This is a genomic window from Thiobacillus sp., assembly GCF_013693775.1.
Classification (GTDB): Bacteria; Pseudomonadota; Gammaproteobacteria; order Burkholderiales; family Thiobacillaceae; genus Thiobacillus.
Genome location: NZ_CP059257.1, coordinates 3045492 through 3066619 on the forward strand (window position 1 = coordinate 3045492; position 21128 = coordinate 3066619).

Annotated in this window: 25 protein-coding genes and 1 pseudogene; 12 read left to right on the forward strand and 14 right to left on the reverse strand. The window is 61.5% G+C overall.

All coding sequences use genetic code 11. From position 1 onward, the window contains the following. Nucleotides 1–269: 269 nt before the first annotated feature. The 7 genes from HZY77_RS15000 to HZY77_RS15030 form a co-directional block, all read right to left on the reverse strand. Nucleotides 270–1244 carry a c-type cytochrome gene (locus HZY77_RS15000; protein ID WP_296816475.1) on the reverse strand — a complete coding sequence of 325 codons (975 nt, stop codon included), beginning with the start codon at nucleotides 1242–1244 and terminating at the stop codon, nucleotides 270–272. Continuing rightward, complete coding sequence (locus tag HZY77_RS15005) at nucleotides 1244–1981, reverse strand: c-type cytochrome (protein ID WP_296816479.1); 738 nt, start codon at nucleotides 1979–1981, stop codon at nucleotides 1244–1246. Before HZY77_RS15005 ends, HZY77_RS15000 begins: the two co-directional genes overlap by 1 nt. A gap of 149 nt (nucleotides 1982–2130) precedes the next feature. Continuing rightward, nucleotides 2131–2289 (reverse strand): hypothetical protein, encoded by a 159-nt coding sequence (locus HZY77_RS15010; RefSeq protein ID WP_296816482.1) that lies wholly within the window; start codon nucleotides 2287–2289, stop codon nucleotides 2131–2133. Nucleotides 2290–2349: 60 nt separating this feature from the next. Continuing rightward, nucleotides 2350–2676 (reverse strand): hypothetical protein, encoded by a 327-nt coding sequence (locus HZY77_RS15015; RefSeq protein WP_296816486.1) that lies wholly within the window; start codon nucleotides 2674–2676, stop codon nucleotides 2350–2352. 46 nt (nucleotides 2677–2722) lie between these two features. Continuing rightward, nucleotides 2723–4081, reverse strand: coding sequence for a phospholipase D-like domain-containing protein (locus HZY77_RS15020; RefSeq protein ID WP_296816488.1), 1359 nt, complete (start codon nucleotides 4079–4081; stop codon nucleotides 2723–2725). A 497-nt stretch (nucleotides 4082–4578) separates the two neighbouring features. After that, on the reverse strand, nucleotides 4579–4953 hold the full coding sequence (locus tag HZY77_RS15025; RefSeq protein ID WP_296816490.1) for a hypothetical protein: 375 nt from the start codon (nucleotides 4951–4953) through the stop codon (nucleotides 4579–4581). 32 nt (nucleotides 4954–4985) lie between these two features. Beyond that, on the reverse strand, nucleotides 4986–5294 hold the full coding sequence (locus tag HZY77_RS15030) for a hypothetical protein (RefSeq protein ID WP_296816493.1): 309 nt from the start codon (nucleotides 5292–5294) through the stop codon (nucleotides 4986–4988). A 495-nt stretch (nucleotides 5295–5789) separates the two neighbouring features. Between HZY77_RS15030 and HZY77_RS15035 the strand changes: the two genes are divergently transcribed. The 4 genes and pseudogenes from HZY77_RS15035 to HZY77_RS15050 all read left to right on the forward strand — a co-directional run bounded on the left by HZY77_RS15035 (nucleotide 5790) and on the right by HZY77_RS15050 (nucleotide 7416). Continuing rightward, a complete protein-coding gene (locus HZY77_RS15035) occupies nucleotides 5790–5963 on the forward strand; it encodes a DUF1328 domain-containing protein (RefSeq protein WP_296634251.1) in 174 nt (57 codons plus the stop codon). A gap of 167 nt (nucleotides 5964–6130) precedes the next feature. Further along, nucleotides 6131–6285: pseudogene (locus tag HZY77_RS15040) on the forward strand (DUF1328 family protein); the annotation flags it as partial. Nucleotides 6286–6341: 56 nt separating this feature from the next. Continuing rightward, nucleotides 6342–6977 carry a response regulator transcription factor gene (locus HZY77_RS15045; RefSeq protein WP_296655918.1) on the forward strand — a complete coding sequence of 212 codons (636 nt, stop codon included), beginning with the start codon at nucleotides 6342–6344 and terminating at the stop codon, nucleotides 6975–6977. A gap of 49 nt (nucleotides 6978–7026) precedes the next feature. Further along, on the forward strand, nucleotides 7027–7416 hold the full coding sequence (locus HZY77_RS15050) for a response regulator (RefSeq protein WP_296634244.1): 390 nt from the start codon (nucleotides 7027–7029) through the stop codon (nucleotides 7414–7416). Nucleotides 7417–7436: 20 nt separating this feature from the next. Here the strand turns inward: HZY77_RS15050 and HZY77_RS15055 are convergent, their stop codons facing one another. Next, the gene (locus tag HZY77_RS15055) at nucleotides 7437–8816 is read right to left on the reverse strand and encodes an ATP-binding protein (RefSeq protein WP_296816495.1); all 1380 of its coding nucleotides are present in this window, start codon (nucleotides 8814–8816) and stop codon (nucleotides 7437–7439) included. A 210-nt stretch (nucleotides 8817–9026) separates the two neighbouring features. Here HZY77_RS15055 and HZY77_RS15060 point away from each other — a divergent pair, with 210 nt between their 5' ends. Further along, nucleotides 9027–9146, forward strand: a complete 120-nt coding sequence (locus HZY77_RS15060; RefSeq protein WP_245539255.1) for an entericidin A/B family lipoprotein — start codon at nucleotides 9027–9029, stop codon at nucleotides 9144–9146. Between the two features lie 39 nt (nucleotides 9147–9185). Beyond that, entirely contained in the window at nucleotides 9186–9764 is a 579-nt protein-coding gene (locus tag HZY77_RS15065) for a ferritin-like domain-containing protein (RefSeq protein WP_296816498.1), read from the forward strand. A 33-nt stretch (nucleotides 9765–9797) separates the two neighbouring features. Here HZY77_RS15065 and HZY77_RS15070 read toward each other — a convergent pair whose 3' ends face one another. Then, nucleotides 9798–11027 carry an MltA domain-containing protein gene (locus HZY77_RS15070; protein ID WP_296816501.1) on the reverse strand — a complete coding sequence of 410 codons (1230 nt, stop codon included), beginning with the start codon at nucleotides 11025–11027 and terminating at the stop codon, nucleotides 9798–9800. Nucleotides 11028–11261: 234 nt separating this feature from the next. Next, complete coding sequence (gene apaG / locus HZY77_RS15075; protein ID WP_296816505.1) at nucleotides 11262–11645, reverse strand: Co2+/Mg2+ efflux protein ApaG; 384 nt, start codon at nucleotides 11643–11645, stop codon at nucleotides 11262–11264. Between the two features lie 108 nt (nucleotides 11646–11753). On the opposite strand from apaG, the gene rpe reads away from it, so the two are divergent. The 4 genes from rpe (at nucleotide 11754) to HZY77_RS15095 (ending at nucleotide 15395) form a co-directional block, all read left to right on the forward strand. Further along, the gene (gene rpe / locus HZY77_RS15080; RefSeq protein ID WP_296655925.1) at nucleotides 11754–12437 is read left to right on the forward strand and encodes a ribulose-phosphate 3-epimerase; all 684 of its coding nucleotides are present in this window, start codon (nucleotides 11754–11756) and stop codon (nucleotides 12435–12437) included. Nucleotides 12438–12524: 87 nt separating this feature from the next. Further along, a complete protein-coding gene (locus tag HZY77_RS15085; protein WP_296816508.1) occupies nucleotides 12525–13205 on the forward strand; it encodes a phosphoglycolate phosphatase in 681 nt (226 codons plus the stop codon). Between the two features lie 113 nt (nucleotides 13206–13318). After that, entirely contained in the window at nucleotides 13319–14815 is a 1497-nt protein-coding gene (trpE, locus tag HZY77_RS15090; protein ID WP_296816511.1) for an anthranilate synthase component I, read from the forward strand. 40 nt (nucleotides 14816–14855) lie between these two features. Then, nucleotides 14856–15395: a DUF1697 domain-containing protein gene (locus HZY77_RS15095; protein WP_296816514.1), complete on the forward strand. Its 540-nt coding sequence runs from the start codon at nucleotides 14856–14858 to the stop codon at nucleotides 15393–15395. Nucleotides 15396–15531: 136 nt separating this feature from the next. Here HZY77_RS15095 and HZY77_RS15100 read toward each other — a convergent pair whose 3' ends face one another. Next, nucleotides 15532–16764 (reverse strand): MFS transporter, encoded by a 1233-nt coding sequence (locus HZY77_RS15100; protein WP_296816517.1) that lies wholly within the window; start codon nucleotides 16762–16764, stop codon nucleotides 15532–15534. Nucleotides 16765–16851: 87 nt separating this feature from the next. Between HZY77_RS15100 and HZY77_RS15105 the strand changes: the two genes are divergently transcribed. Beyond that, entirely contained in the window at nucleotides 16852–17622 is a 771-nt protein-coding gene (locus tag HZY77_RS15105) for a helix-turn-helix transcriptional regulator (protein WP_296816520.1), read from the forward strand. Here HZY77_RS15105 and HZY77_RS15110 read toward each other — a convergent pair. The 3 genes from HZY77_RS15110 to HZY77_RS15120 form a co-directional block, all read right to left on the reverse strand. Beyond that, complete coding sequence (locus HZY77_RS15110) at nucleotides 17610–18200, reverse strand: DNA-3-methyladenine glycosylase I (RefSeq protein WP_296816524.1); 591 nt, start codon at nucleotides 18198–18200, stop codon at nucleotides 17610–17612. The two genes, HZY77_RS15105 and HZY77_RS15110, sit on opposite strands and share 13 nt — an antisense overlap. A gap of 269 nt (nucleotides 18201–18469) precedes the next feature. Further along, the gene (locus HZY77_RS15115) at nucleotides 18470–19033 is read right to left on the reverse strand and encodes a hypothetical protein (protein ID WP_296816527.1); all 564 of its coding nucleotides are present in this window, start codon (nucleotides 19031–19033) and stop codon (nucleotides 18470–18472) included. Nucleotides 19034–19180: 147 nt separating this feature from the next. After that, nucleotides 19181–19633, reverse strand: a complete 453-nt coding sequence (locus tag HZY77_RS15120; RefSeq protein ID WP_296816529.1) for a hypothetical protein — start codon at nucleotides 19631–19633, stop codon at nucleotides 19181–19183. Nucleotides 19634–20447: 814 nt separating this feature from the next. On the opposite strand from HZY77_RS15120, the gene HZY77_RS15125 reads away from it, so the two are divergent. Next, nucleotides 20448–21053, forward strand: a complete 606-nt coding sequence (locus HZY77_RS15125; protein ID WP_296816531.1) for a hypothetical protein — start codon at nucleotides 20448–20450, stop codon at nucleotides 21051–21053. The last annotated feature ends 75 nt before the right edge of the window (nucleotides 21054–21128 follow it).

Below are 21128 nucleotides of genomic sequence, written 5' to 3' on the forward strand. Positions count from 1 at the left end.
ACGAGGTGCTCCGCCTGTACACAATCGCCTTCCCCCAACTGCGTGTCAGACAATCCCGAATAAGAAGCGGTACGGTGAAAAAGAAACACGTCGGAGCGCGAGTGGCGGGCTTTAAGCCCCGGGGATTCATGATTTATTCCCAGCGTAGGGTGGTATCCGGGGCTTGCCGAATCCCGATAGGTCACGCCGCAACAGGTCTGAAGTGGCAGGCGGATGTATACGTTCAGGCGCGCTGTTTTGGCAAAGCAGGGCAGACGATCCCTTATGCTCTAGGAGGATTTGCCTTTTCTCGGGTCAGGCGGGCGCGGCTTGCTATCCAGGTATTGGGCCACATCCCAGGCTTCCTGCTCGCTCAGCGAGTTGCCTTTTCCCAGCGGCATGTTCGCGTGGACGAATGCGGCGGCATTCTTGACCTTGGACATGCCGGCGCCGCCGTTGAATGAATTCTTCCNCCACAGCGGCGGGAATACGGTGCGGCCGCTCATTTCCGTTCCCTGTCCGTCGGCGCCATGACAGAGGGCGCAGTTGGCCTCGAACACCTGCTTCCCGCGTGCCGCATCCGGCTTCTGCTGCGGTTTTGGAAGCTGGGGATAGCCGCGTCCCTTGAGTTCGACCCCGAGCGGCGCGCCCTTGGCCAGCCAGTAGCTGTAGCTGACCAGTGCCACCATTTCCTTGCTGTCGGGGGCCGGCGCTTTCCCGTTCATGCTGAAGCGGAAGCATCCGGCGAGACGCTCTTCATAGGTGTTGACGTGCTTGTTCTTGTCGCGATAGGCCGGAAACATGCCATACGCGGCCCACAAGGGCGCCGAATCCGCCTTGCGGCCCGCACCCAGATGACAGTTCACGCAATTGAGCTTGTTGCCGACATATTGGCGCGCATAGGTCTGGGTGTCGGTGAAGATGGCCTTGCCCAAACGGACGGCTTGGCCGAATTCTCCGGTGGGCATGGCCTCGTCGGGCGGAGGCGAAAAATCGACCTGGATGGTCTTGGCGTTGCGCAGTCTGGCAGGGTCGGGCGTTTGCTCGATCACTTTGGGCATGTCCGTGCCGGGCGCCTTGCCATGGTCCGAGGTACCTGCTGGTGGCGCGGCCGCCGCAGGCGGCGGAGCGGTCTCGGCAACGAGGGTAGCCGGGATCGCGATGATGCCAGCCACCACGAGCACTCCGCTGACGGCCATCACGATCCAGCCGGGATGGAATTTTCGCGTCTGCTTCTGGCTTTCGTACCAGGTTCTGAATGACATCATTTCTCCTTCCCTGGGCGCGACGGGTTCTCGAGATACCGGCTGACGGCGGCGATTTCCGCGTCGCTCATTTTCTCGGCGACGGCCTGCATCAGGCCCAGCGGATCATTGGTTCGCTGGGCCGCTCTCCAGGCGTTCAGCTGGGTCTGGGTGTAGGCCATGGGCTGGCCGGCGAGGGCGGGGAAATGCGGTGGAACGCCTTCGCCCGCGATGCCGTGGCAGGCGAAACAGGCGGGCATTTCCTTGGTCCAGTCGCCTTCCGTGGCAATTCTCAGCCCCTGCGCGTATTGAGCCGACGGGGTGTGCGGCGCGCCCCNCTGCTTCCAGCCGGGGAGGCCGGCATAGTAGTCGGCGGCATCGCGCATCTGCGCGGCGCTGAGGGAACGGGCGATCGGCGCCATGACAGGATTTTTACGCTCGCCACTGGCAAACGCCTGGAGCTGCTTCAGCAGATAGGCCTGGCTCTGTCCTGCGAGCCGCGGAAACCCTGAAGTGTCCTGACCTTCTCCCTGGGCGCCATGGCAGGTCATGCAGGCGGNGGTGCCGCCGTTGCCTTTCTGCGCGAGCGTGGCGCCGGCAAGACGATCGGCGTGCGCCAGTGACGCGCCTGTCGCCATCCACGCAATCGACACGACGCCTGCGAGCCGGGACGTGATTCGGGCGGGCGGGCGGGCATGGCGAGGCAGAACGCGAATCCTTGATCCCGGTATCCAGGCAACGATGAACGACAGTGGCATGGAGGGGCTCCCATTGGTTGGCCGAGTAGACAGAATAGAGGAACCCCGAGGTGCCTGCAGTCAGTCTGGCGTCAGGCATGCGGTAGGACATGTCTGACAGCAGCGCACCCACGCGATGCCGGAATACGGTTGCGTGAGCGTTGCGGGCCTTACCCGATGGTTTTGCCCGGCTGGAGCGGGTCGAAATCCACCCAGTCGCCGTCGCGCAAGGTGCCCTCGATTTCTTCTACCTCGTCTGCATATTCGCTCAGGATCTCGATCGCGCTGTCCCGCCGGGCTGGGGCATCGGCCGCAACCGCCAGCAGCATGCCAGGTTCGCGAGGCGGCGGACTGTCCGNGCTCCTGCGACTCGTTTTCGTCCATGTTTTTCAGCGCGCCCACCAGGGCGCCGGCATAGGCGCCGACTGCGGCCCCGAGCAAGGGACCCACGGGTCCGAGCGCGGGAAGCGTCGCCACGCCGACCAGCGTACCGGCCCCCAGCCCGCCGGCGGCCCCGTCATCGCGCCGGAACCGGCCTCGTGCGTACCCGGCGATTCATCCACATCGCCGCCCACCGGGTGGATGGCGTGCTGGCCGTGAGGGTTGACGTATACCAGACACATCTCGGGCTTACGGAATCCGACCCGCCCCAAATCGCGTACAGCGGAATCTGCGCTGGTCAGCTGCTGGAAACGGCCGACGATCAATGTACTCATCACAAGCTCCTTTCTAGGGTGGCGGAAATGAACTGGCGGAAGCGGGCTACAGCCAGTATTCGAACCGCCGGGCGACCCATTCCTCCATATGCTGCAGGGGAGAACGGCGTTGCCAGCGGGCGGGCTCGATCAGGGTGGAAGCCGCCCGATCCCGGTCGAACATGGCTTCCATCTGACGTGAGAAATGGGTGCCCAGAATCACGGCATTGATTTCGTCGTTGTGCAAATAGCTTCGCCAGTCGAGATTGGTCGAACCGATCGTCGCCCATACACCGTCGATCGACGCCGTCTTGGCATGCAGGACGGTATCGCGGCGTTCATAGATCCGGACGCCGGCGCGCAGCAGTTCGGTGTAATGCGACCGTCCGGCCTGGAAGACCAGCCAGGAATCGCTTTTTCCGGGCAGGATGAGTTGCACGTCCACTCCGCGGCGTGCCGCGCCGGTCAAGGCGCGAACCAGATGGGGATTCGGTACGAAATAGGCATTGGTCAGATGGACGAAACGCTCCGCGTGGTCGATGGCGGACAGCAGGGTGAGATAGATCGGGCTGGCCGGTTCGTCCGATTCGCTGGCGATGGCCCGCACGATTTCATCGCCCTCGGTGACGAGTTTCGGGAAATAGTGTTTCTCGGGCAGCGGCGGGCCTTTTTGCCGTGCCCAGGTGTCCATGAAATCTTTCTGGAGCTCGGCGACGACCGGACCTTCGATCTGCAGTTGCGTGTCGCGCCAACCGACCTGGGATTTGCCATGCTTCTTTTTGGAAGATCGGGAGAACGAGCCGCTCGAATACGATTCGCTGATATTGATTCCGCCCAGAAAGGCGATCCGGCCATCCACCACGAGCAGCTTGCGATGGTCCCGGTTGTTGAGCCGCCATTTCCGCTTGTGTGCGTTGGCCGGGTTGATCGGGTTGAACTCGAGAACCCGGATCCCGCCATCGCGCAGACGATCGAAGAATTCCGCCGGGGTATCCAGGCAGCCGACGCTGTCGTAGATCACGTTGACCTGAACACCCGACGCCTGTTTGGCCAGCAGCAGGTTGGCAAATTGGGTACCGATCCTGCCGTCATCGAAGATGTAGGTTTCCAGGTTGATGGAATGCCTGGCGGCACGGATGGCCGCAAACATGGCGGCATAGGTGGCAGGTCCGTCCTGCAGCAGGCTGAGCTTGTTGCCCAGAACCAGCGGACTGTCCTGGTTCAGCGCCTCCTCGACAGCGAGATGCCTTTTCAGGATGGCATCATCGCCTGAGGCGTCTTCCAGGGTCTCGATGATCTGCTTGCTTTTCTGTGCTGAAACCTGGCCGTGCGCGTTTTCAAACACCACGGGCCCCGACTCGGGTATCGGATGCATCGTCTCAGGCAGAGACTGGTGCAGCGTGGCACAGGCGGAAAGCGAGGCCATGGCGAATAGGGCCAACCATTGAAGCAGGCCCGGAAAGAGCAGGATTCGGGCATGGCCGACCGCGGATGAATTCAATCTCCGCATGTTTCATTTTCCGGATCCGCTCGCGCGAGCGGGATGGATCGGCTTACGCCCGGCGCGGGCTGCCGCCATCAACCAGTTGAAAGCATGCGCGCCGGGCGATGGCACAAGGGCAAGTGCTTGCCGCGCAAGCAGGCCGACCAGTACCGATCCACTCAAACTGCGCCAGGGTTTCCAGTACATCAGTATCATGCCTGCCAGCATCCNCCCGCCGAGACTGGCATACGGGTTTTCTGCCACTATCCGGCGCGCCAGCGGGAGAGCGGTTCGGGCAAGTTGATCGAGCGCGCCCAGCGCGCCGGGAGCGCGATGCGCCTGCATACGGGCGAGCCGTTGTCGCAGGATGACGCGGTTGAGCGCCAGCCGATCCTCGGGGTCGGTGGGATGATCCGTTTGGATTCCGGGTACAGGCGTCGTCATTGCGGTTTCTTCCAGCCAGCCAATTGCATGTCGTCCGCGACCTGGGCGCGCACGCGCGAAAACGCCGGGTAGTCTGGCGTGGCACCCTGCAGGCGCCACGCTCCGAACGCGGCCACGGCCAGGGGCATGAGGGGTACTGTCCACAGCAGCCAGTACCTGCCTTCGTCAGCCGCATGCAGCATCAGGGCGATGCCTGCAAACATCACGGCGAGCAGGACACCCCCACCCAGCAATAACAAATAACCCAGGCGCCGGAGCAGGCGCGCCTGCAAGTGCATCGCTTCCTGCCGAATGAGCGCGGAATAGGCGGCAGCATGCTCGGCCAGGAGGGCCGGCTCGTCCAGCAAGATCCTGAGCAGAGGCGGCCACATCCTTCAGCGCCCCTTCCCATGGCGCAGGCCCATCACGAATGCCCGTGACGTTTGCCGACCGTCCCTGCGAGCATGGCGATCGCTGCGCCCGCCGCGGCCGCCATCAACAGGGACTTCAATGGCTGGGCCTGCACATATTGGGCGGCCTGGTCGGTCGTGTGGCTGAGGGCTTCGCGGACTTGCGCAGCGCTGTTGCGGAAAATTTCCTTGCCTTGGGCGGCAGCTTCGGCGGCACCCGCCTTTGCCTCGTCGAGCGAGCGGTTAACGTGCTCTTTGGCTGCATTGCTGCCGGTGTCGTTCTGCGAATTCGGGGTCTTGGGATTGAGGGTTGTCGGTTCCATGGAAGCGTTCCTTTAATTAATAAACGTGAAAAGAAAAAGGCGAGCCAGCATCTGATTGCAGGCCTGGAGTGATCGTAAGCCTGGACCGGAGCGATTCGAATGGGCGTATGCCGCGGCCCCTTGTCCGTCAATGCTTTGATCGCGTGTAGGCGACATCCGACGGCATGCCTGAGGCTGGATGGTGTCGGACGAGGCTTACAGGGGGAGGAACCGTTTGCCGGGATGCGTCGTGGTGTTCTCCGACAGACGCTTTCTATTCCCCGATTCAGGATGAAGCCATTGCCGTAACGACATCACCTGGAAAACGCATGTCGATGCTGCCGAGTTTCACTCTGTCGCGATCACGCTCCCTCTCCGCCTCCGTGGAGCGGGGATACGGCGGATCGGTGCGGAATCACTGTTCTTGCGCTTTTCCCGTTCCCTGCGGAAGGCGCTTGTCGTGCGCTGGTGCTGTGCCTGCGCTTTTACCGCAATACCCTGTGAGGAGAGATCATCATGCTTAAATGGGCGCTGTTATTTTTCATCGTGTCGCTGATTGCCGGCCTGTTCGGGTTCACTGGCATTGCCGCGGGTGCTGCCGCTGCGGCCAAGATCCTGTTCTACATCGCGGTCGTTCTTTTCGTCGTGTTTCTGCTACTGGGGGTGTTCGCGGCACGGGCAATCAAGTAAGCATGCCTGTCGGTTACGCCGGTGTGTCAGCGTTATCTGACAGGCCTTTCAGTGGGGGCCGATGGTACAGCCTGGCACCCGGCTTAAGCTGGCAAGTAACCACTTCGGGAACCCCGTCCTGCTACACCCTTTCCATTTCACGTTCTGGAAAAATCAGGAGAACGCTCATGTTGTATTACGCACTGGTATTTTTATTATCGCCATCATCGCCGCCGTGTTCGGATTTTCAGGGCTGGCGGCCGGTGCGGCCGGCATCGCCAAGATTCTGTTTATCGTGTTTCTGGTGATGGCGCTCGCCACCTTCGTGGTCAATCTCATGCGGGTCGTTGACATGGCTGGGCCCAGATCGGCGGAAGTCCTGCAGAACGGGAGCATGGCATGATCCAGGTCGCCATCGTGGACGATCACCAAATTGTTCGAACCGGATTTCGCGAACTGCTGAATGAAGATTCCGCGATCAGCATCAGTTTCGAGGCGGCGAACGGCGACGATGCGCTTGCTCACTTGCGCACCACGCCATGCGACGTGCTGCTGCTTGATATTTCATTGCCAGGCAAGAGCGGGGTGGATGTGTTGCGTACCGTACGACAGCGCCACCCCGACCTCAAGGTGCTGATTCTGAGCGGCTTCCCTGAGGAAAGCTATGCGTTGGCCATGATCAAGAATGGCGCCAACGGTTATTTGTGCAAGGACTGCGAACAGGCCGAATTGTTGAAGGCGATTCGTACGGTATCGCTTGGGCGCCGCTATGTGTCGCCGCGCACTGCGGAATTGCTTGCAGATGAAATGAGCGGCGGGCGCAGTGGTGAACCGCATGAAATTCTCTCGGATCGCGAGCTTCAGGTNTTTTTGCGGCTGGTGCGCGGCGAATCCGTGTCCGAGATTGCCGAACAGCTGCATCTCAGCGTCAAGACCATCAGTACCTATCGTTCGCGGCTGACCGAGAAGCTCAATGTCACCAGCAACGCGGAACTGGCAACCTATGCAATACGACACGGACTCATTACGCAATAACGCGGCGTCTTATCGGGTGAGTGCCCATCACATGCTTTCCGATACTTCCATGTTGAAAGTTTTTCTGATCGAGGATTCGCTTTTATTGCAGGAGCTGCTCGGCGGCATACTGGGTGAACTCGACGGAGTCGAATTCTGCGGTTGCGCGGAGGGTGAAACCGAGGCGCTGGGCCGCCTGGCCGAGACACCGGTCGACCTGGTGATTATCGATATCGAACTCAAACAAGGCAGCGGTATCGGCGTGCTGGATGCGCTGCAGACGGATTCCGGCTTGTACGGATCCCCGGACAAGGTGGTGCTGACCAACTACGCGCACGCCACCATGCGCCAGCGCTGCGACCGTTTCGGGATGGATGCCTTCTTCGACAAGTCCATGCAGATCAACCAGTTGATCGATTACGTCAACGAAGCCGCAGCACGGAAGCAATCCTTGCCCTGAACCGGACCGGCGCCTGCGCCTCAGGCTGGAAGTGTCACCCGGATCGTGACGCCTGCATCCGGAGCGGAGCGGATGTCGAGTTGCCCTCCATGCGTGAAAACGCGGTGCTTGATGCCAGCCAGTCCATGCCGGGCGAGCTTGGGCGAAGCGGGGTCGAACCCGACGCCGTCGTCCTCGACTTCCAGTTCGATGGTTTCCGCGGTCACGTGCAGCGACACCCTGACATGGCGGGCTTGGGCATATTTTCGGATATTGGTGAACGCCTCCTGGACGATGCGGAACAGGCTCAGCGAGACGTCCTCGGAGAGTTCGGGCTCGGACTCCGGCAAAGCCACGACGACGTCGATCTTCTCCTCGCCCTGCCGAAATTCCTCGATAAGCGCCTTCAGCGCCTCGATGAGTCCAAGGTCGTATAGCAGGGCGGGCCGCAGATTGTTGGTGATGCGGCGCTTGAGCGTGATCCCGCTGGCCAGGCTCTGGCGAAGACGTACCAGACGTTGTGCTACCAGCGCCTGTGCGTCGGCTGGAAGTTTGCGTTCGATCCAGTCTGCGTCGAGCTTGGCTGCGGTCAGTAGCGCGCCGAGCTCGTCGTGCATCTCGCGCGCCAGATCCAGTTTTTCCGTCTCCCGTACCGTGGTCAGGTAGGTGGCAAGATTGGTCAGTTCTTCGGTGCGGCTACGCACTTCGTATTCAAGCCGCTCGTTTTCCTGTGCCAACATGCGATGGATTTTTTCCCGTAGATCCTGTTTCTTCTGCTGCTGCGAGACGACCAGCATCAGCAACAGGAGCGAAGCGCCGGCAAGGACTATCGCGCTGAGGCGGGCATTTTCGAAGCCGTTGGTGGATTGTTTGACGTTCTGCAGATTTCTCGTGAGCAGGGCGACTTTCATCGTGGCTTGTTGTTGCCGGTAGGCATCCATCGCCAGCGAATCCTGGGCAAACCAGTTGGTGTCCAGCGCAATCCCGCCTTCCACATGACGGGCGGTGAGTTCCATGCGAGCCGCCAGGTTCTCTGCCCGTTTGATGAGTTGTTCGACGCTGCCTGCCTGCGCACCGTCCTGCTCGTCCCGCTTGATGATTTCCAACGTGTCGTGGATTTTTGGACGGACGCTCTTGTAGGCGTTGAAATAGGCCGGTTCGCGCGTGAGCGCATAGCCGCGAACCGAGGATTGCGCCTCGACCAGAAGCTGGCTCAAACGGTCCAGGTGGTCGGCTCGCTGATTCATCAAGCCGAACTCTTTGAGGGCGTCGAGCCCTGCCGAGGCTTGCATGTAGCTCGCCACCAACAGGCCGATCAGAAGCGCCATGCCGACTGCGAGATAGAGGTGGGTGCTGCGTCGCAATCCATCGTCGGATCGCGGCTCTTCATTCAACTGTGCGGGGAGAGGCGTATTCGACATGATTGGGCTTCGCTCGCGGTCTGGATGAGCTTTTGTTTATTGCAGGAATCATCCGACAGGTCAATCCGTTCCATCCGACAGAATCGCCCCGTCATCGGAGCATATGATGTTTTCACAATCCGGCGAAAAGACAGACCGGCACGGATTGCAAGGGCCACAGCCTATTTCTTGACTTCGGGAGCACACCATGAAAACACTTTTGCATTCTTAATGTCTTCGGTATTTGTCGTCCTGGCAGGCTGCAATACCGTGGCGGGGGCTGGCAAGGATATGGAACGGGGCGGCGAAAAAGTCCAGGATACGGCGAAGGACGTTCAAAACAAGATGTAAGGGTCGACGGTCCTTATCGCTTTCCACAGGAGTTCATCCATGCGCAGCGCATCCACTCAGACGGGCCGGCAGAACCGCTCCGGCGAAACGTCCGATCCGGCAGGTTTCCTGTCGGATGTNAAAACACTCAGGGCCAGGGCCCGCAAGCATATCGAGGAAGGCGCCGTGACCGACGACTACGGCATGAACGCGAAGGCCGCGGTCAAAATACTGAATGATGCGCTGGCCACCGAGCTCGTTTGCACCCTGCGGTATCGCCAGCACGCCTTCGTTGCGAAGGGGATCAATTCCGAGCCGATTGCACAGGAATTCCTGGTGCACTCAAACGAGGAATTGGCCCATGCCGACCTGATCGCCAAGCGAATCGTGCAACTGGGCGGTACGCCAGAATTCAACCCCGACAGGCTTGCGACGCTATCGCATGCCGAATACAAGACTTGCGATACGCTTGAAGTGATGATCCGCGAGAATCTCGTGGCTGAAAGAATTGCGATCGAGAGCTATCGGGAGATGGTGCGGTATTTTGCCCAGCATGATCCGACGACACGTACCATGCTGGAAGGTATCTTGGCGATTGAAGAGACACATGCCGATGAGTTGTCGGATTTGTTGCACTAAAGTCGCTCGGCGGATTGCTTGAGGGGTTCGGCGCTACCGCGGGACGATGCCGGATAAGGCCTTGGGCAGCAGCACCCACATGCGGCCGCGCTGTTTCATGCGGCCAGCGAGTTCGCCGGCTTCGTCGCCGAAGCCCCAGAAGAAATCGGCACGCACGCCGCCCTTGATCGCGCCGCCGCTGTCCTGCGCCATCACCAGCCGGTTCATCGGCTGGGTCGAATTGGGCCGGGTGGTGGCCAGGAAGACCGGCGCACCAAGCGGAATGAACTTCGGATCGACGGCAATCGAGCGGCCGCCGGTCAGGGGAACGCCGAGCGAACCGAGCGGCCCGGGCAGGCCGTCGGGCAGTTCGCGGAAAAAGACGAAGCTCGGGTTGCTGGCAAGCAGTTCGGGCAGCTTGTCCGGGTGTTTCGCGCCCCAATCCTTGATGCCTTGCATCGAAGCCTGTTCGAGCTTGAGTTCGCCGCGTTCGACCAGCAGTTTGCCGATCGACAGATAGGGATAGCCGTTCTGGTCCGCATAGCCGACCCGCATGTGCGAACCGTCGGGAAGTTCGATGCGCCCCGATCCCTGGATCTGCAGGAAGAACAGGTCGACCGGATCCTCGGCCCAGGCGATGGGCTTGCCCTTGAAGCCGTCGCCGTTGGCAGAAGACTGCTCGATTTCCTTGCGGGTGAGATAGGGCACGATCTTGTTGCCGACCAGGCGGCCGCGCAGGCGCAGGCTCTTCAGTTCGGGATAGATGCTCGCCAGATCGACCGTGATGAGATCGTCCGGCGCGGCATAGAGCGGATAGCGCGCACGTTCGGTGCGCACGCGGTCGCCTTTCAGCAGGGGCTCGTAGTAGCCGGTGATCATGCCGTCGGTGCTGCCGTCTTCCTGCGTGGCCTGGTAGGGCTGGAACCGCTGCTCGAAAAAGGCGCGCGCTGCCTTGTCATCCGGCGGCGGCATGGACATCGCTTCGCTGCACACCGCCTGCCAGCCGCTTTGTTTGACGAGCGTGGCGCAACTGCGCAGGAAGGCGACCCAGGCTTCGCCGATCTGCTCGTCCTTTCCCAGACCGACCGACGACCAGCTCGCCGGTTTGAGCGTGGGGTAGGTTGCGGACGGCGTAGGGATGGGTGCTGCAGGCGGTACCGGTACCGGCGCCGGCTCCGGTGCCGGACGGGGAATGGGGCTGGGCACCGGCGGTGCCGTGGGAGGGGACACCGCACAGGCTGACAGCAACAGAACGAACAGCCACGGACTTGCGCGTAACGGCATCACGGGTGAAGATGGCTCACATCGAAAACACCTGTCGAGTATATCAAGGGAGCATCGCGCTTAATGGAAACCCAAGGACTGGGCTGGTTGATACTGGAAGCTGCCATTGCGGCGGGATTGCTGGCATTCATCGTGTGGTGGACGATGAAGAAGTGAGAATGGGTAAGCAGGAAACGGTGAGCAGTGAGCGGTGAGTGGGATAGACCGCTTGCTGCTCCCCGCTTACCGCTCACTCTAATGCAATACCCGTGGCATCGACAGGGTGAACGGGGNGATTTCCGCTTCGAACTTGTTGCCGTCTTCCGCCACCATCTGATAGGTGCCGCGCATCGTACCGACCGGCGTCGCCATCGCGGTGCCACTGGTGTACTCGAAACTCTCGCCCGGCCGCAGCAGCGGCTGTTCGCCCACCACGCCGAGCCCCTTCACTTCCTGGGTGACGTTTTCCGCGTCGGTGATGATCCAGTGGCGCGAGATCAGTTGCGCCGCTACCGTCCCGCTGTTGGCGATGGTGATGGTATAGGCGAACACGTAGCGATCCGCCGACGGGTCGCTCTGGTCGGCCAGATAGGTTGTGTTGACGTTGATGCTGATCTGGTATTTCTTGCCTTCTGCCACGGGATTGCTCGACGGAATGGAATGCACCGAGTGTAACGCAATGACGTGACGGGCTGGTAAAATGGCCGGGTTTCCCGAAAATCCGCAGAAATCCCAGGAGCCCTTCCCATGACGTACCGCATCGCCCCGTCCATTCTGTCCGCCAATTTTGCCAAGCTGGGCGAGGAGGTCGACAACGTACTTGCCTCCGGCGCCGACATCGTCCATTTCGACGTGATGGACAACCACTATGTCCCCAATCTCACCATCGGGCCGCTGGTGTGCGAGGCCCTGCGCAAGCATGGCGTCACCGCCCCGATCGACGTCCACCTGATGGTGAAGCCGGTCGACCGCATCATTCCCGACTTCGCCAAGGCTGGCGCCACCTACATCACCTTCCATCCGGAAGCCTCCGAGCACATCGACCGTACCATCGGTCTGATCAAGGAAAACGGCTGCAAGGCCGGCCTGGTGTTCAATCCGGCCACCCCGCTCGACGTGCTGGAATACACCCTGGACAAGCTCGACATGGTGCTGCTGATGTCGGTGAACCCCGGTTTCGGCGGCCAGAAGTTCATTCCCTACGTGCTCGACAAGGCGCGCGCCGTGCGCAAGATGATCGATGACCGCGGCCTCAAGGTGAACATCGAGATCGACGGCGGCGTCGGTCCAGCCAACATCGCCGAAGTCGCCCGCGCGGGCGTCGACACCTTCGTCGCCGGCTCCGCCGTGTTCGGCGCCGCCAAGGACAGCGACCCGCAGCGCTACAACAGCATCATCGCCGCGATGCGCGCCGAACTCGCAAAAGTCTGAAACCCGGTGAGGGGTGAGCGGTAAGCGGTGAGCGGAACAATCCGCGGACCGCACCGCTCACCGCTTCCCGCTCACTGCTCACCAAAAATGAATTTCCCACTCAAAATCAAAGCCGTCGTCATCGATCTCGACGGTACCCTTCTCGATACCGCGCCCGATCTGGCCTACGCAGCCGAACTGATGATGGCCGAACTCGGCCTGCCGTGCCCGTCGCAGGACACGATCGTCACCTATATCGGCAACGGCGTGTCGCGCCTGGTCAAGCGCGTGCTGACCGGCGACATGGACGCCGAGCCGGATACGGCGCTGTTCGAGAAAGCCATCGCTTCGTACAACAAGCATTACAGCGCCCACGTGTCCCGGCACACGCGCCCTTTCCCCGGCGTGGTCGAAGGCCTGCAGGCGCTCAAAGCGATGGGGCTGCGCGTGGCCTGTATCACCAACAAGGCCGAAGCGTTTACCCATCCACTGCTGAAAGACACCGGCTTGTTCGATTATTTCGAACTGATCCTGTCCGGCGACTCGCTGCCGAAGCGCAAGCCCGACCCACTGCCCTTGCTGCATGCCTGCGAGGTGTTCAAGATCAAACCGACCGATCTGCTGCTGATCGGCGACTCGCTCAACGACACCCAGGCCGCGCGTGCCGCCGGCAGCGCAGTGTTCTGCGTGCCCTACGGCTACAATCGCGGCCGTCCGGTGACCGAACTCGACCTGGATGCCGTGGTGCCGAGTCTGGCCGAGGCAGCCAAGATGGTGGTCAAGGGGTGAATCGGTGAGGCGTGAGGCGATAGGCGTGAGGTGCAGTGCCGGCGCGAGTGCGCGATGGCGGCGTCGTGTTGTACTCCATTCCTCACCCCTTACCCTTTACGCCTCACTGACAAATGACTGAACAAGACTTTTTCGACCTCGCCCGTCAGGGCTACAACCGCATTCCGCTGGTGCGCGAACTGCCCGGCGACCTGGAAACGCCGCTGTCGGTGTATCTCAAGCTGGCCAACGCGCCGTACACCTATCTGCTCGAATCGGTGGTGGGCGGCGAGCGCTTCGGGCGCTATTCCTTCATCGGCCTGCCGGCGCGCACCGTGATTCGTGTGCGCGCCCATCTGCTGACGGTGGAAACCGACGGCAAGGTGATCGAGGAACACAACCTGCCCGATCCGCTGGCGTTCGTCGCCGAGTTCCAGGCGCGCTTCAAGGCCGCGCCGGTGGCGGGACTGCCGCGCTTTACCGGCGGACTGGCCGGCTATTTCGGCTACGACACCATCCGCTACATCGAGAAACGCCTGGCGCCGGAATTTAATCAGAACCGGCCGCGCAAGGACGATGTGCTGCACACGCCGGACATTCTCCTGATGCTGACCGAGGAACTGGCGGTGTTCGACAACCTCGCCGGCAAACTCTATCTCGTCACGCATGCCGACCCGATGCAGCCGGATGCGTATGCGCAGGGGCATCTGCGCCTGGCCGAGCTGACCGACAAACTGAGCGCACCGGTGACGCTGCCGGCCGAGCCTGCTGCGGATACGGCAGAGCCGAGTTCGGAATTCGGCGAGGCCGAATTCAAGGCCGCGGTGCAGAAGGCCAAGGACTACATCGCCGCGGGCGACGTCATGCAGGTGGTGCTCTCGCAGCGCATGGCGCGCCCGTTCGCCGCATCGCCGCTTTCGCTGTATCGCGCGCTGCGCAGCCTGAATCCCTCGCCCTACATGTTCTTCTACGATCTCGGCGGGTTCCACGTCGTCGGTTCGTCGCCGGAAATCCTGGTGCGGCTCGAGAGCGACCTCGTGACGTTGCGTCCCATCGCCGGCACCCGGCCGCGCGGCTTGACGCGCGAGGACGACCAGCGCCTGTCCGAAGAGCTGCTGGCCGACCCCAAGGAATGCGCCGAGCATCTGCAGCTGCTCGACCTGGGGCGTAACGATACCGGGCGCGTCGCCGTCACCGGCAGCGTCAAGGTCACGGAGAACATGCAGATCGAGCGCTACTCGCACGTCATGCACATCGTTTCCAACGTCGAAGGCAAGCTGAAACCCGGCCTCACTGCGCTCGACGTGCTGCGCGCGAGCTTCCCGGCCGGCACGGTATCGGGTGCGCCCAAGGTGCGGGCGATGGAAATCATCGACGAACTCGAACCGAGCAAGCGCGGCATCTACGCCGGGGCGGTGGGCTACCTCGGCTTCAACGGCGACATGGATCTGGCGATCGCCATCCGCACGGCTGTGGTCAAGGACGGCATGCTCTACGCCCAGGCTGGCGCCGGCATCGTCGCCGATTCGGTGCCCGACAACGAATGGATGGAAACCCTCAACAAGGCCCGTGCCGTCGTGCGTGCCGCCGAGCTTGCCCAGGCGCGCTTCGGCGGCGAAGCGGTCGAGTAGTGCGACCCGGCCCGGCCGGACCCGTATCTGAGCCGACGCGATGAAAACGTATATCGCTCTCTTTCGCGGCATCAACGTGGGCGGGAACAACACATTGCCGATGAAAGAACTGGCGGTGGTGCTGGAAGGCCTCGGCTTGCAAGGTGTCGCGACCTACATTCAGAGCGGCAACGTGGTGTTCCAGGGCGAGGCAGCCGATCCCGCACGGCTGGCGAAAACGATCGGCACCGCCATCGGCAAAAGCCACGGCTTCGAACCCTGGGTGCGGCTGCTCGAGCAGCCGACGCTGGAACAGGTGATCCGGGGCAACCCCTATCCCGAAGCGGAAGACGCGCCCGGCACCCTGTACGTGAATTTCCTCGCTAGCGTTCCGCCCCGGCCCGATCTCGACGGCCTGGANAAACGCCGGACCGCGAGCGAACGTTTTCATCTGACAGGCGACGTGCTCTACCTGCATGCGCCGGACGGCATCGGCCGATCCAAGCTCGCTGCCGCCCTGGAACGTCTGCTGGGCGTACCGATGACCAGCCGCAACTGGAACACCGTGCGCAAACTTGGCGAGATGGCGCGCGCTGCCTAGGGAAGCGAACATGTTGATTCCGCAAGTTGCCGTTCGTCCTGAGCTTGTCGAAGGACGTGTTCAGCGCTCCCCCAGAGCCGGCCAGGACCGTCAGTCGTACCGGGTTTTTCCGGGATGAGCGAAGACCCGGCCTGCGTCATTTGACCGGAATCGTGGCCGACGGCATGCGAGTCGCCCGCACGGCACCGGCCTGACTGCGCAGGTCCGGCAGCAACACCGCCAGCAGGCCAATCAGCGGCAGGAACGAACACAGCACGTAGACCGTTTCGATGCCCCAATGGTCGGCCAGGCCGCCCAGCACGGCGGCGCCGATGCCGGCCAGGCCGAAGGCCAGTCCGAAGAACAGCCCCGACACGGTGCCGACCTTGCCCGGCATCAGCTCCTGCGCGTAGACCACCATGGCTGGAAAGGCCGAGGCCAGCATGAAGCCGATGATCAGCGTCAGTCCCGCCGACGCGGCAAGTCCCACGTAGGGCAGGGCCAGCGTGAACGGCGCCACGCCCAGGATGGACAGCCAGATCACCCGCTTGCGGCCGATGCGGTCGCCGATCGGCCCGCCCAGCAGCGTGCCCGCCGCCACCGCGAACAGGAAGTAAAACAGGTGGTACTGCGCTTCCTGCGCGCCGATGCCGTAGTGCTGCATCAGGTAGAAGATCAGATAGCTGCTGATGCTGGCCAGGTAGAAGAACTTGGAGAACATCAGTGCCATCAGCACCGCCAGGGTGCGCAGCACGCGGCCGCGCGGCAGGTCGTGACCGCCAGCGGATGCGGCCTNTTTCGGCTTGCGGTGCTGGTCGCGGTACCAGATGCCGACCCCCGCCAGCACGATCATGGCCAGCAACGCGAAGAGCGAAAACACGGCCAGGCTTTTCTGGCCGTGTGGCAGCACGACCCAGGCCGCGAGCAAGGGACCGAAGGCCGCCCCCGCGTTGCCGCCGACCTGGAAGATCGACTGCGCCAGGCCGTGCCGCCCGCCCGAAGCCATGCGCGCCACCCGTGACGCTTCCGGGTGGAAGATCGACGAGCCGCTGCCGACCAGCGCGGCCGCGGCCAGCAGCAGCGGGAACGTGGTCGCCTGCGACAGCAACAGCAGCCCAGCCAGGGTGAAGCCCATGCCCAGCGACAGCGAGAACGGCTTCGGATGACGGTCGGTATACGCGCCCACCAGCGGCTGCAGCAGCGAGGCGGTGAACTGGAAGGCCAGCGTGATCAGGCCGATCTGCGCGAAACTGAGATGGAGACTGCTCTTGAACAGCGGATAGCTCGCGATCAGCAGCGACTGCATAGTGTCGTTGAGAAAATGCGAGAAGCTGATTGCGCCCAGCACCTTGAAGGTGGTGCGGTCGGCGGCGGAATGCGCGGTCGTCATGGCGGCAGGCTCGAAAGGATACGAAGCACCAATTTAGGGCTAAGATGCTTGTCCGTCTCGCTGAATTAGGGCATTGACCTTTTCAAAATGGACATTTCTCCGCACGACGGCCTGAATCTGGACCAGGGCTACATGCCCGTGACCGGCAAGGCCATCGACTATCCCACCGGCCACGTGGTGCCCAGCCACAGCCACCCCACCGCCCAGCTCATCCATGCCGTCCAGGGCGTCATGGTGGTTGCTGCCCGGGGCGACCAATGGGTGGTGCCGCCCACGCGCGGCCTCTGGGTGCCGGCCCGCGAGCCGCACGGCATCCGCATGGTCGGCGACGTGAAGATCCGCACCGTCTACATCCGCCCCGACGCCAGCCCGAACCTGCCGGCCGACTGCCAGGTGGTCGGCATCTCGCCGCTGCTGCGCGAACTGATCCTGGCGGCCATCGAGGTGGCGCAGCCCTACGATCCGGATATGCGCGACGGCCGCCTGATGCAGTTGCTGCTCGACGAAGTGGCGGTGCTGCCCAGCCTGCCGCTGCATCTGCCGCAGCCCAGCGATCCGGATTTGCTGACGATTTGTCGTGTCCTGGCCGATGCGCCCGACGATGCCTCCACGCTGGGCGACTGGGCAGGCCGCCTGGGTGTCGACGCCAAGACCATCCAGCGTCGCTTCGCCCGCCAGACCGGCATGACCTTCGGCCAATGGCGCCAGCAGGCGCGCCTGATCACCGCACTGGAGCAACTGGCCGCGGGCGTGAAGGTCGTCGACGCCGCGCTCAATCTGGGCTACAACAGCCCGAGCGCCTTCGCCACCATGTTCAAGCGCCAGTTCGGCGCGTCGCCCAGCAGCTATTTCCGCTGAGCCGCGCCAGCCACCTCGCGATGACGGAAGCAATCGACCGTATGGTCGTTGACCATGCCCGTGGCCTGCATGTGCGCGTATACGATGGTCGAGCCGACGAACTTGAAGCCACGCTTTTTCAGGTCCTTGCTGATCGCGTCGGACAGCGGCGTGCTGGCCGGCACCTGCCCGATGTTTTCCCACGCGTTGGAGAGGGGGCGGCCGTCCACGAAATTCCAGAAGTAGGCGTCCAGCCCGCCCAGCGTTTCGCGCAGCGCCAGCGTCGCACGCGCGTTGGTAATCGTCGATTCGATCTTCAGCCGGTTGCGCACGATGCCCGCGTCCGCCATCAGCCGCGCCACGTCCGCCTCGCCGTAACGCGCGATGCGCTCGACGTCGAAATGGTCGAATGCGCGCCGGTAGCCTTCACGCTTTTTCAGGATGGTGAGCCACGACAGCCCCGCCTGCGCGCCTTCCAGAGTCAGGAATTCGAACAGCGCGCGTTCGTCGTGCAGCGGCACGCCCCATTCCTCGTCGTGGTAGGCGCAGTAGAGCGGATCGGTGCCGCACCAGGTGCAGCGGGAGCGAGGATCGGTCATGGGGATGGCTTGTCGGGCGTTGGACGATAGTTTGGCACAACAGGCAAGTGGCGAAGCCTTATTTCACGTGTTTCAGTTATATGGGCCAGCTTGCGGTGGGTCTGGTTTTCAGCCGAAGCGGGTCGTGAATGCTCGAGCCCGCACCCGACGCGACGATACCTCTCCACTCGGCCAAAGCAAAATAACCTTGCGATAAGCATACTGAGGCAGTCGGGTTCAATGCGTTGCTGGCCGGCAGGACTGGAAGGATTGTCCGTCAGCTTTCTCGGTTATTCGAGAACAACTCCCGTGCCGCCGCCCTGTTGGTCCATGCAATTCTTGAAGGCCCATGCGTTCGAGAGCACCCCAAGAAGAATCAGTATGGTGATGGCACATGAAAACTGTCCGGCCTGCACCATATAAGCAACCGCCACTTGAATCGACACGCCAAGCCATGCCAGGAACCAGCTGTAAAGAAAGGCCAACGCCGCGACCTCCATGACGGCCGCAGCGGCAAACGAAATGAGCGAGAGCACGGCGGCAGCCTGGCCCAGCGTGTTGAGGCTGAGCGAGATGGCGCATTTGCCGGACGTTCCCCTGCATTGAGCGTAGGCGATCAGTGCGTTCTTGATGGCAGGAATGAAACCGAACGACACGCTGGCCACCAAGCCGGCAGCGATGAACAGAGGAACGGCGGCAACCCAGAAATAGGAGATCGCGATGGCTGCAAGCAGAAGCGCAATGGCGGTGGTAATCAGTGCGGCAATGGTGTTCAGGCTGCAATTCATGTCACCCCAGAAGCACGCTAGAGATTCAAAACCACGACAAACTGACACGCTCGGGATCCCGGGCATCTGGAAAATTTGCGCGGCGGTTCTACGCCTGACCCTTATTCCAGCGATGGCGTGATGGCATTCATACGACTTTCGACAGTCAATGGGGCAGGGTGGCTTAGTCCTTCTTGCAGCCCCCTCCGAGCGTCCAGCCGATCAGCCCGCCAATCAGCGCACCCCCGGACCGCCTGTGAGAAGCCCTCCCACCAGCATGCCCATCAGCCCGGCAGCCGCTGCAGTCTGTTTGTTCCGCGCCGAATACATGACCCCGACCATCGTGGTGCCCATCGTGCTCGACTCGGGGTCTCTTACCGCATCCAGATAGAGCGCATCCAACTCTGCCACTGCGTCGTGTTGAGATTTCTTGCCCGCATCCACTGAGAAGATGATGAGGCACGCCTTTTCCAGACGCCGAAGATCAGCGTTCGTGATCAGCCCGTTCACATGCATTCGCTGAAGGCCCAGATTGACGGCTTTCCGCCGATTTCCCTTCGCCTCCTTCAGCGTGCGATCGACCTCGGCCTGGATCGCGTCAATCAAGTCTCCGGGTGAAACGCCCAGTGTTTTGTAGGCAGGCAGGAGTTCAACAAACGACGGGTGTTCTGCCTTCGCATAAGTCATGATGGCACTCTCCTTATGAAGTGGGCGGCCCCAAATCCTGGCATTGCGCCAGTCCAGAATGGTTGACGTTCGGAATGGCTGAGAACAACTTAGGACAAATACACCAGGATGTATATACGACTTTAGTTGTAGGTGATGCCACCTCTGCTGGGTCGAAGTCCGGATCTGACTCAAAGTCGAAACGGACAACATCGAATGTCCGATCTCAGTTGGATGTGACGATCCAGTCGCGGCTGACAATCAGCCGGTTGGGTTTACTCGGTCCGATGTCGGTTCTTCGGCCTTTGCTGCCGGTGGCGTCGCCCCAAGCGAATGGCCGGTGTCGTGCAGGTTGCCGACGTTTAGGAAATACGCCGTCGAATGGCCGCTTTCGTCAGCAGCGAAGGACGGCACCCGACCCTTACCGGATGGCCAAGCAGAACACATCGCGTGTCGGGTTGTCGGCCGAAGCGGTCGGTGGCGTTCTGAACAAATCAGGTCTGCTATGTGCTGAACACGGGTCGTTTGATTAGAACTTCAAGATGAATGGCCGATTTCCAAAACAGCGATTTACACTCCCGACGCTGAACAATTAGCCAAACTGATACGTGCGAAGGCCAGGAACGAGGCAAGGAACAGGCATTCTGGAATAAGCCAAAGCATTTGCGTATTCTGAGGCTGCATCCGCCTTTTTGCAGGATATTTGGACCCAGAGAGGAGAAGATCTTGATAAACCTAACTGATATAGCTTCTCAGACAGCGTCGGTTTTATTCAAAAACGTCCGGACCGGTGGGTCCGTTAATAACTGTTAGCCCCCATTTGAAGCCACGAACGATGCACGTCCATCCCCACGAGGCAGCAGCGATCTTGCCAAGCGTCCAGTGCTTCTTTGGCCTGCTGGTCGCTCGATACGATGAAGGCCGATATCCGCAGGATACCTATGGTGGCCTGCTACAGCAGTTCGCGAATCCGCAGAACATCGGATTGGCGCAAATTGAGAGCGCGCTTCGCTGGAAATATGCACGGCCACATCCTCAGCCACTTACAGGCGCCCATCAGCAAACGATCAATCGACTTGCTGGAAGGTGGCATCATCTTCTTGAGACTCAAGAGCACGAATATCAAATTGAGGCTTTGGTAGACCCGGATCAACCAGCAACTGATTTCGTGAGCCGTGCTTTCTTAGTCCACCTTATCTCCCCAAACGACGTTCCGATCATTGACCGTTTCAACCACCGTGCCGTACGTTGGTTCATCGGCATGGTTCGTCCAAGTTTCCCGCTTGGCGGCCTTCCTCAGCGCTATGAAGACATTGTTCTGGTAGATTGCTTCATGCACCAGTTGCTCCGTGTATGGGGCCAGGACGCACCGCCGCTGACCAGCTTGGACAGGTACCTCATGATGTTTGGAAAACATGTCGCGCCACCGTATGGGGGCTAACAAATTGCTCCAGCCGACCCGCTACAGCGGGTTTCACCCGCTTCCACGGTCGGCTGAGCTTGAACGTTGGGCATC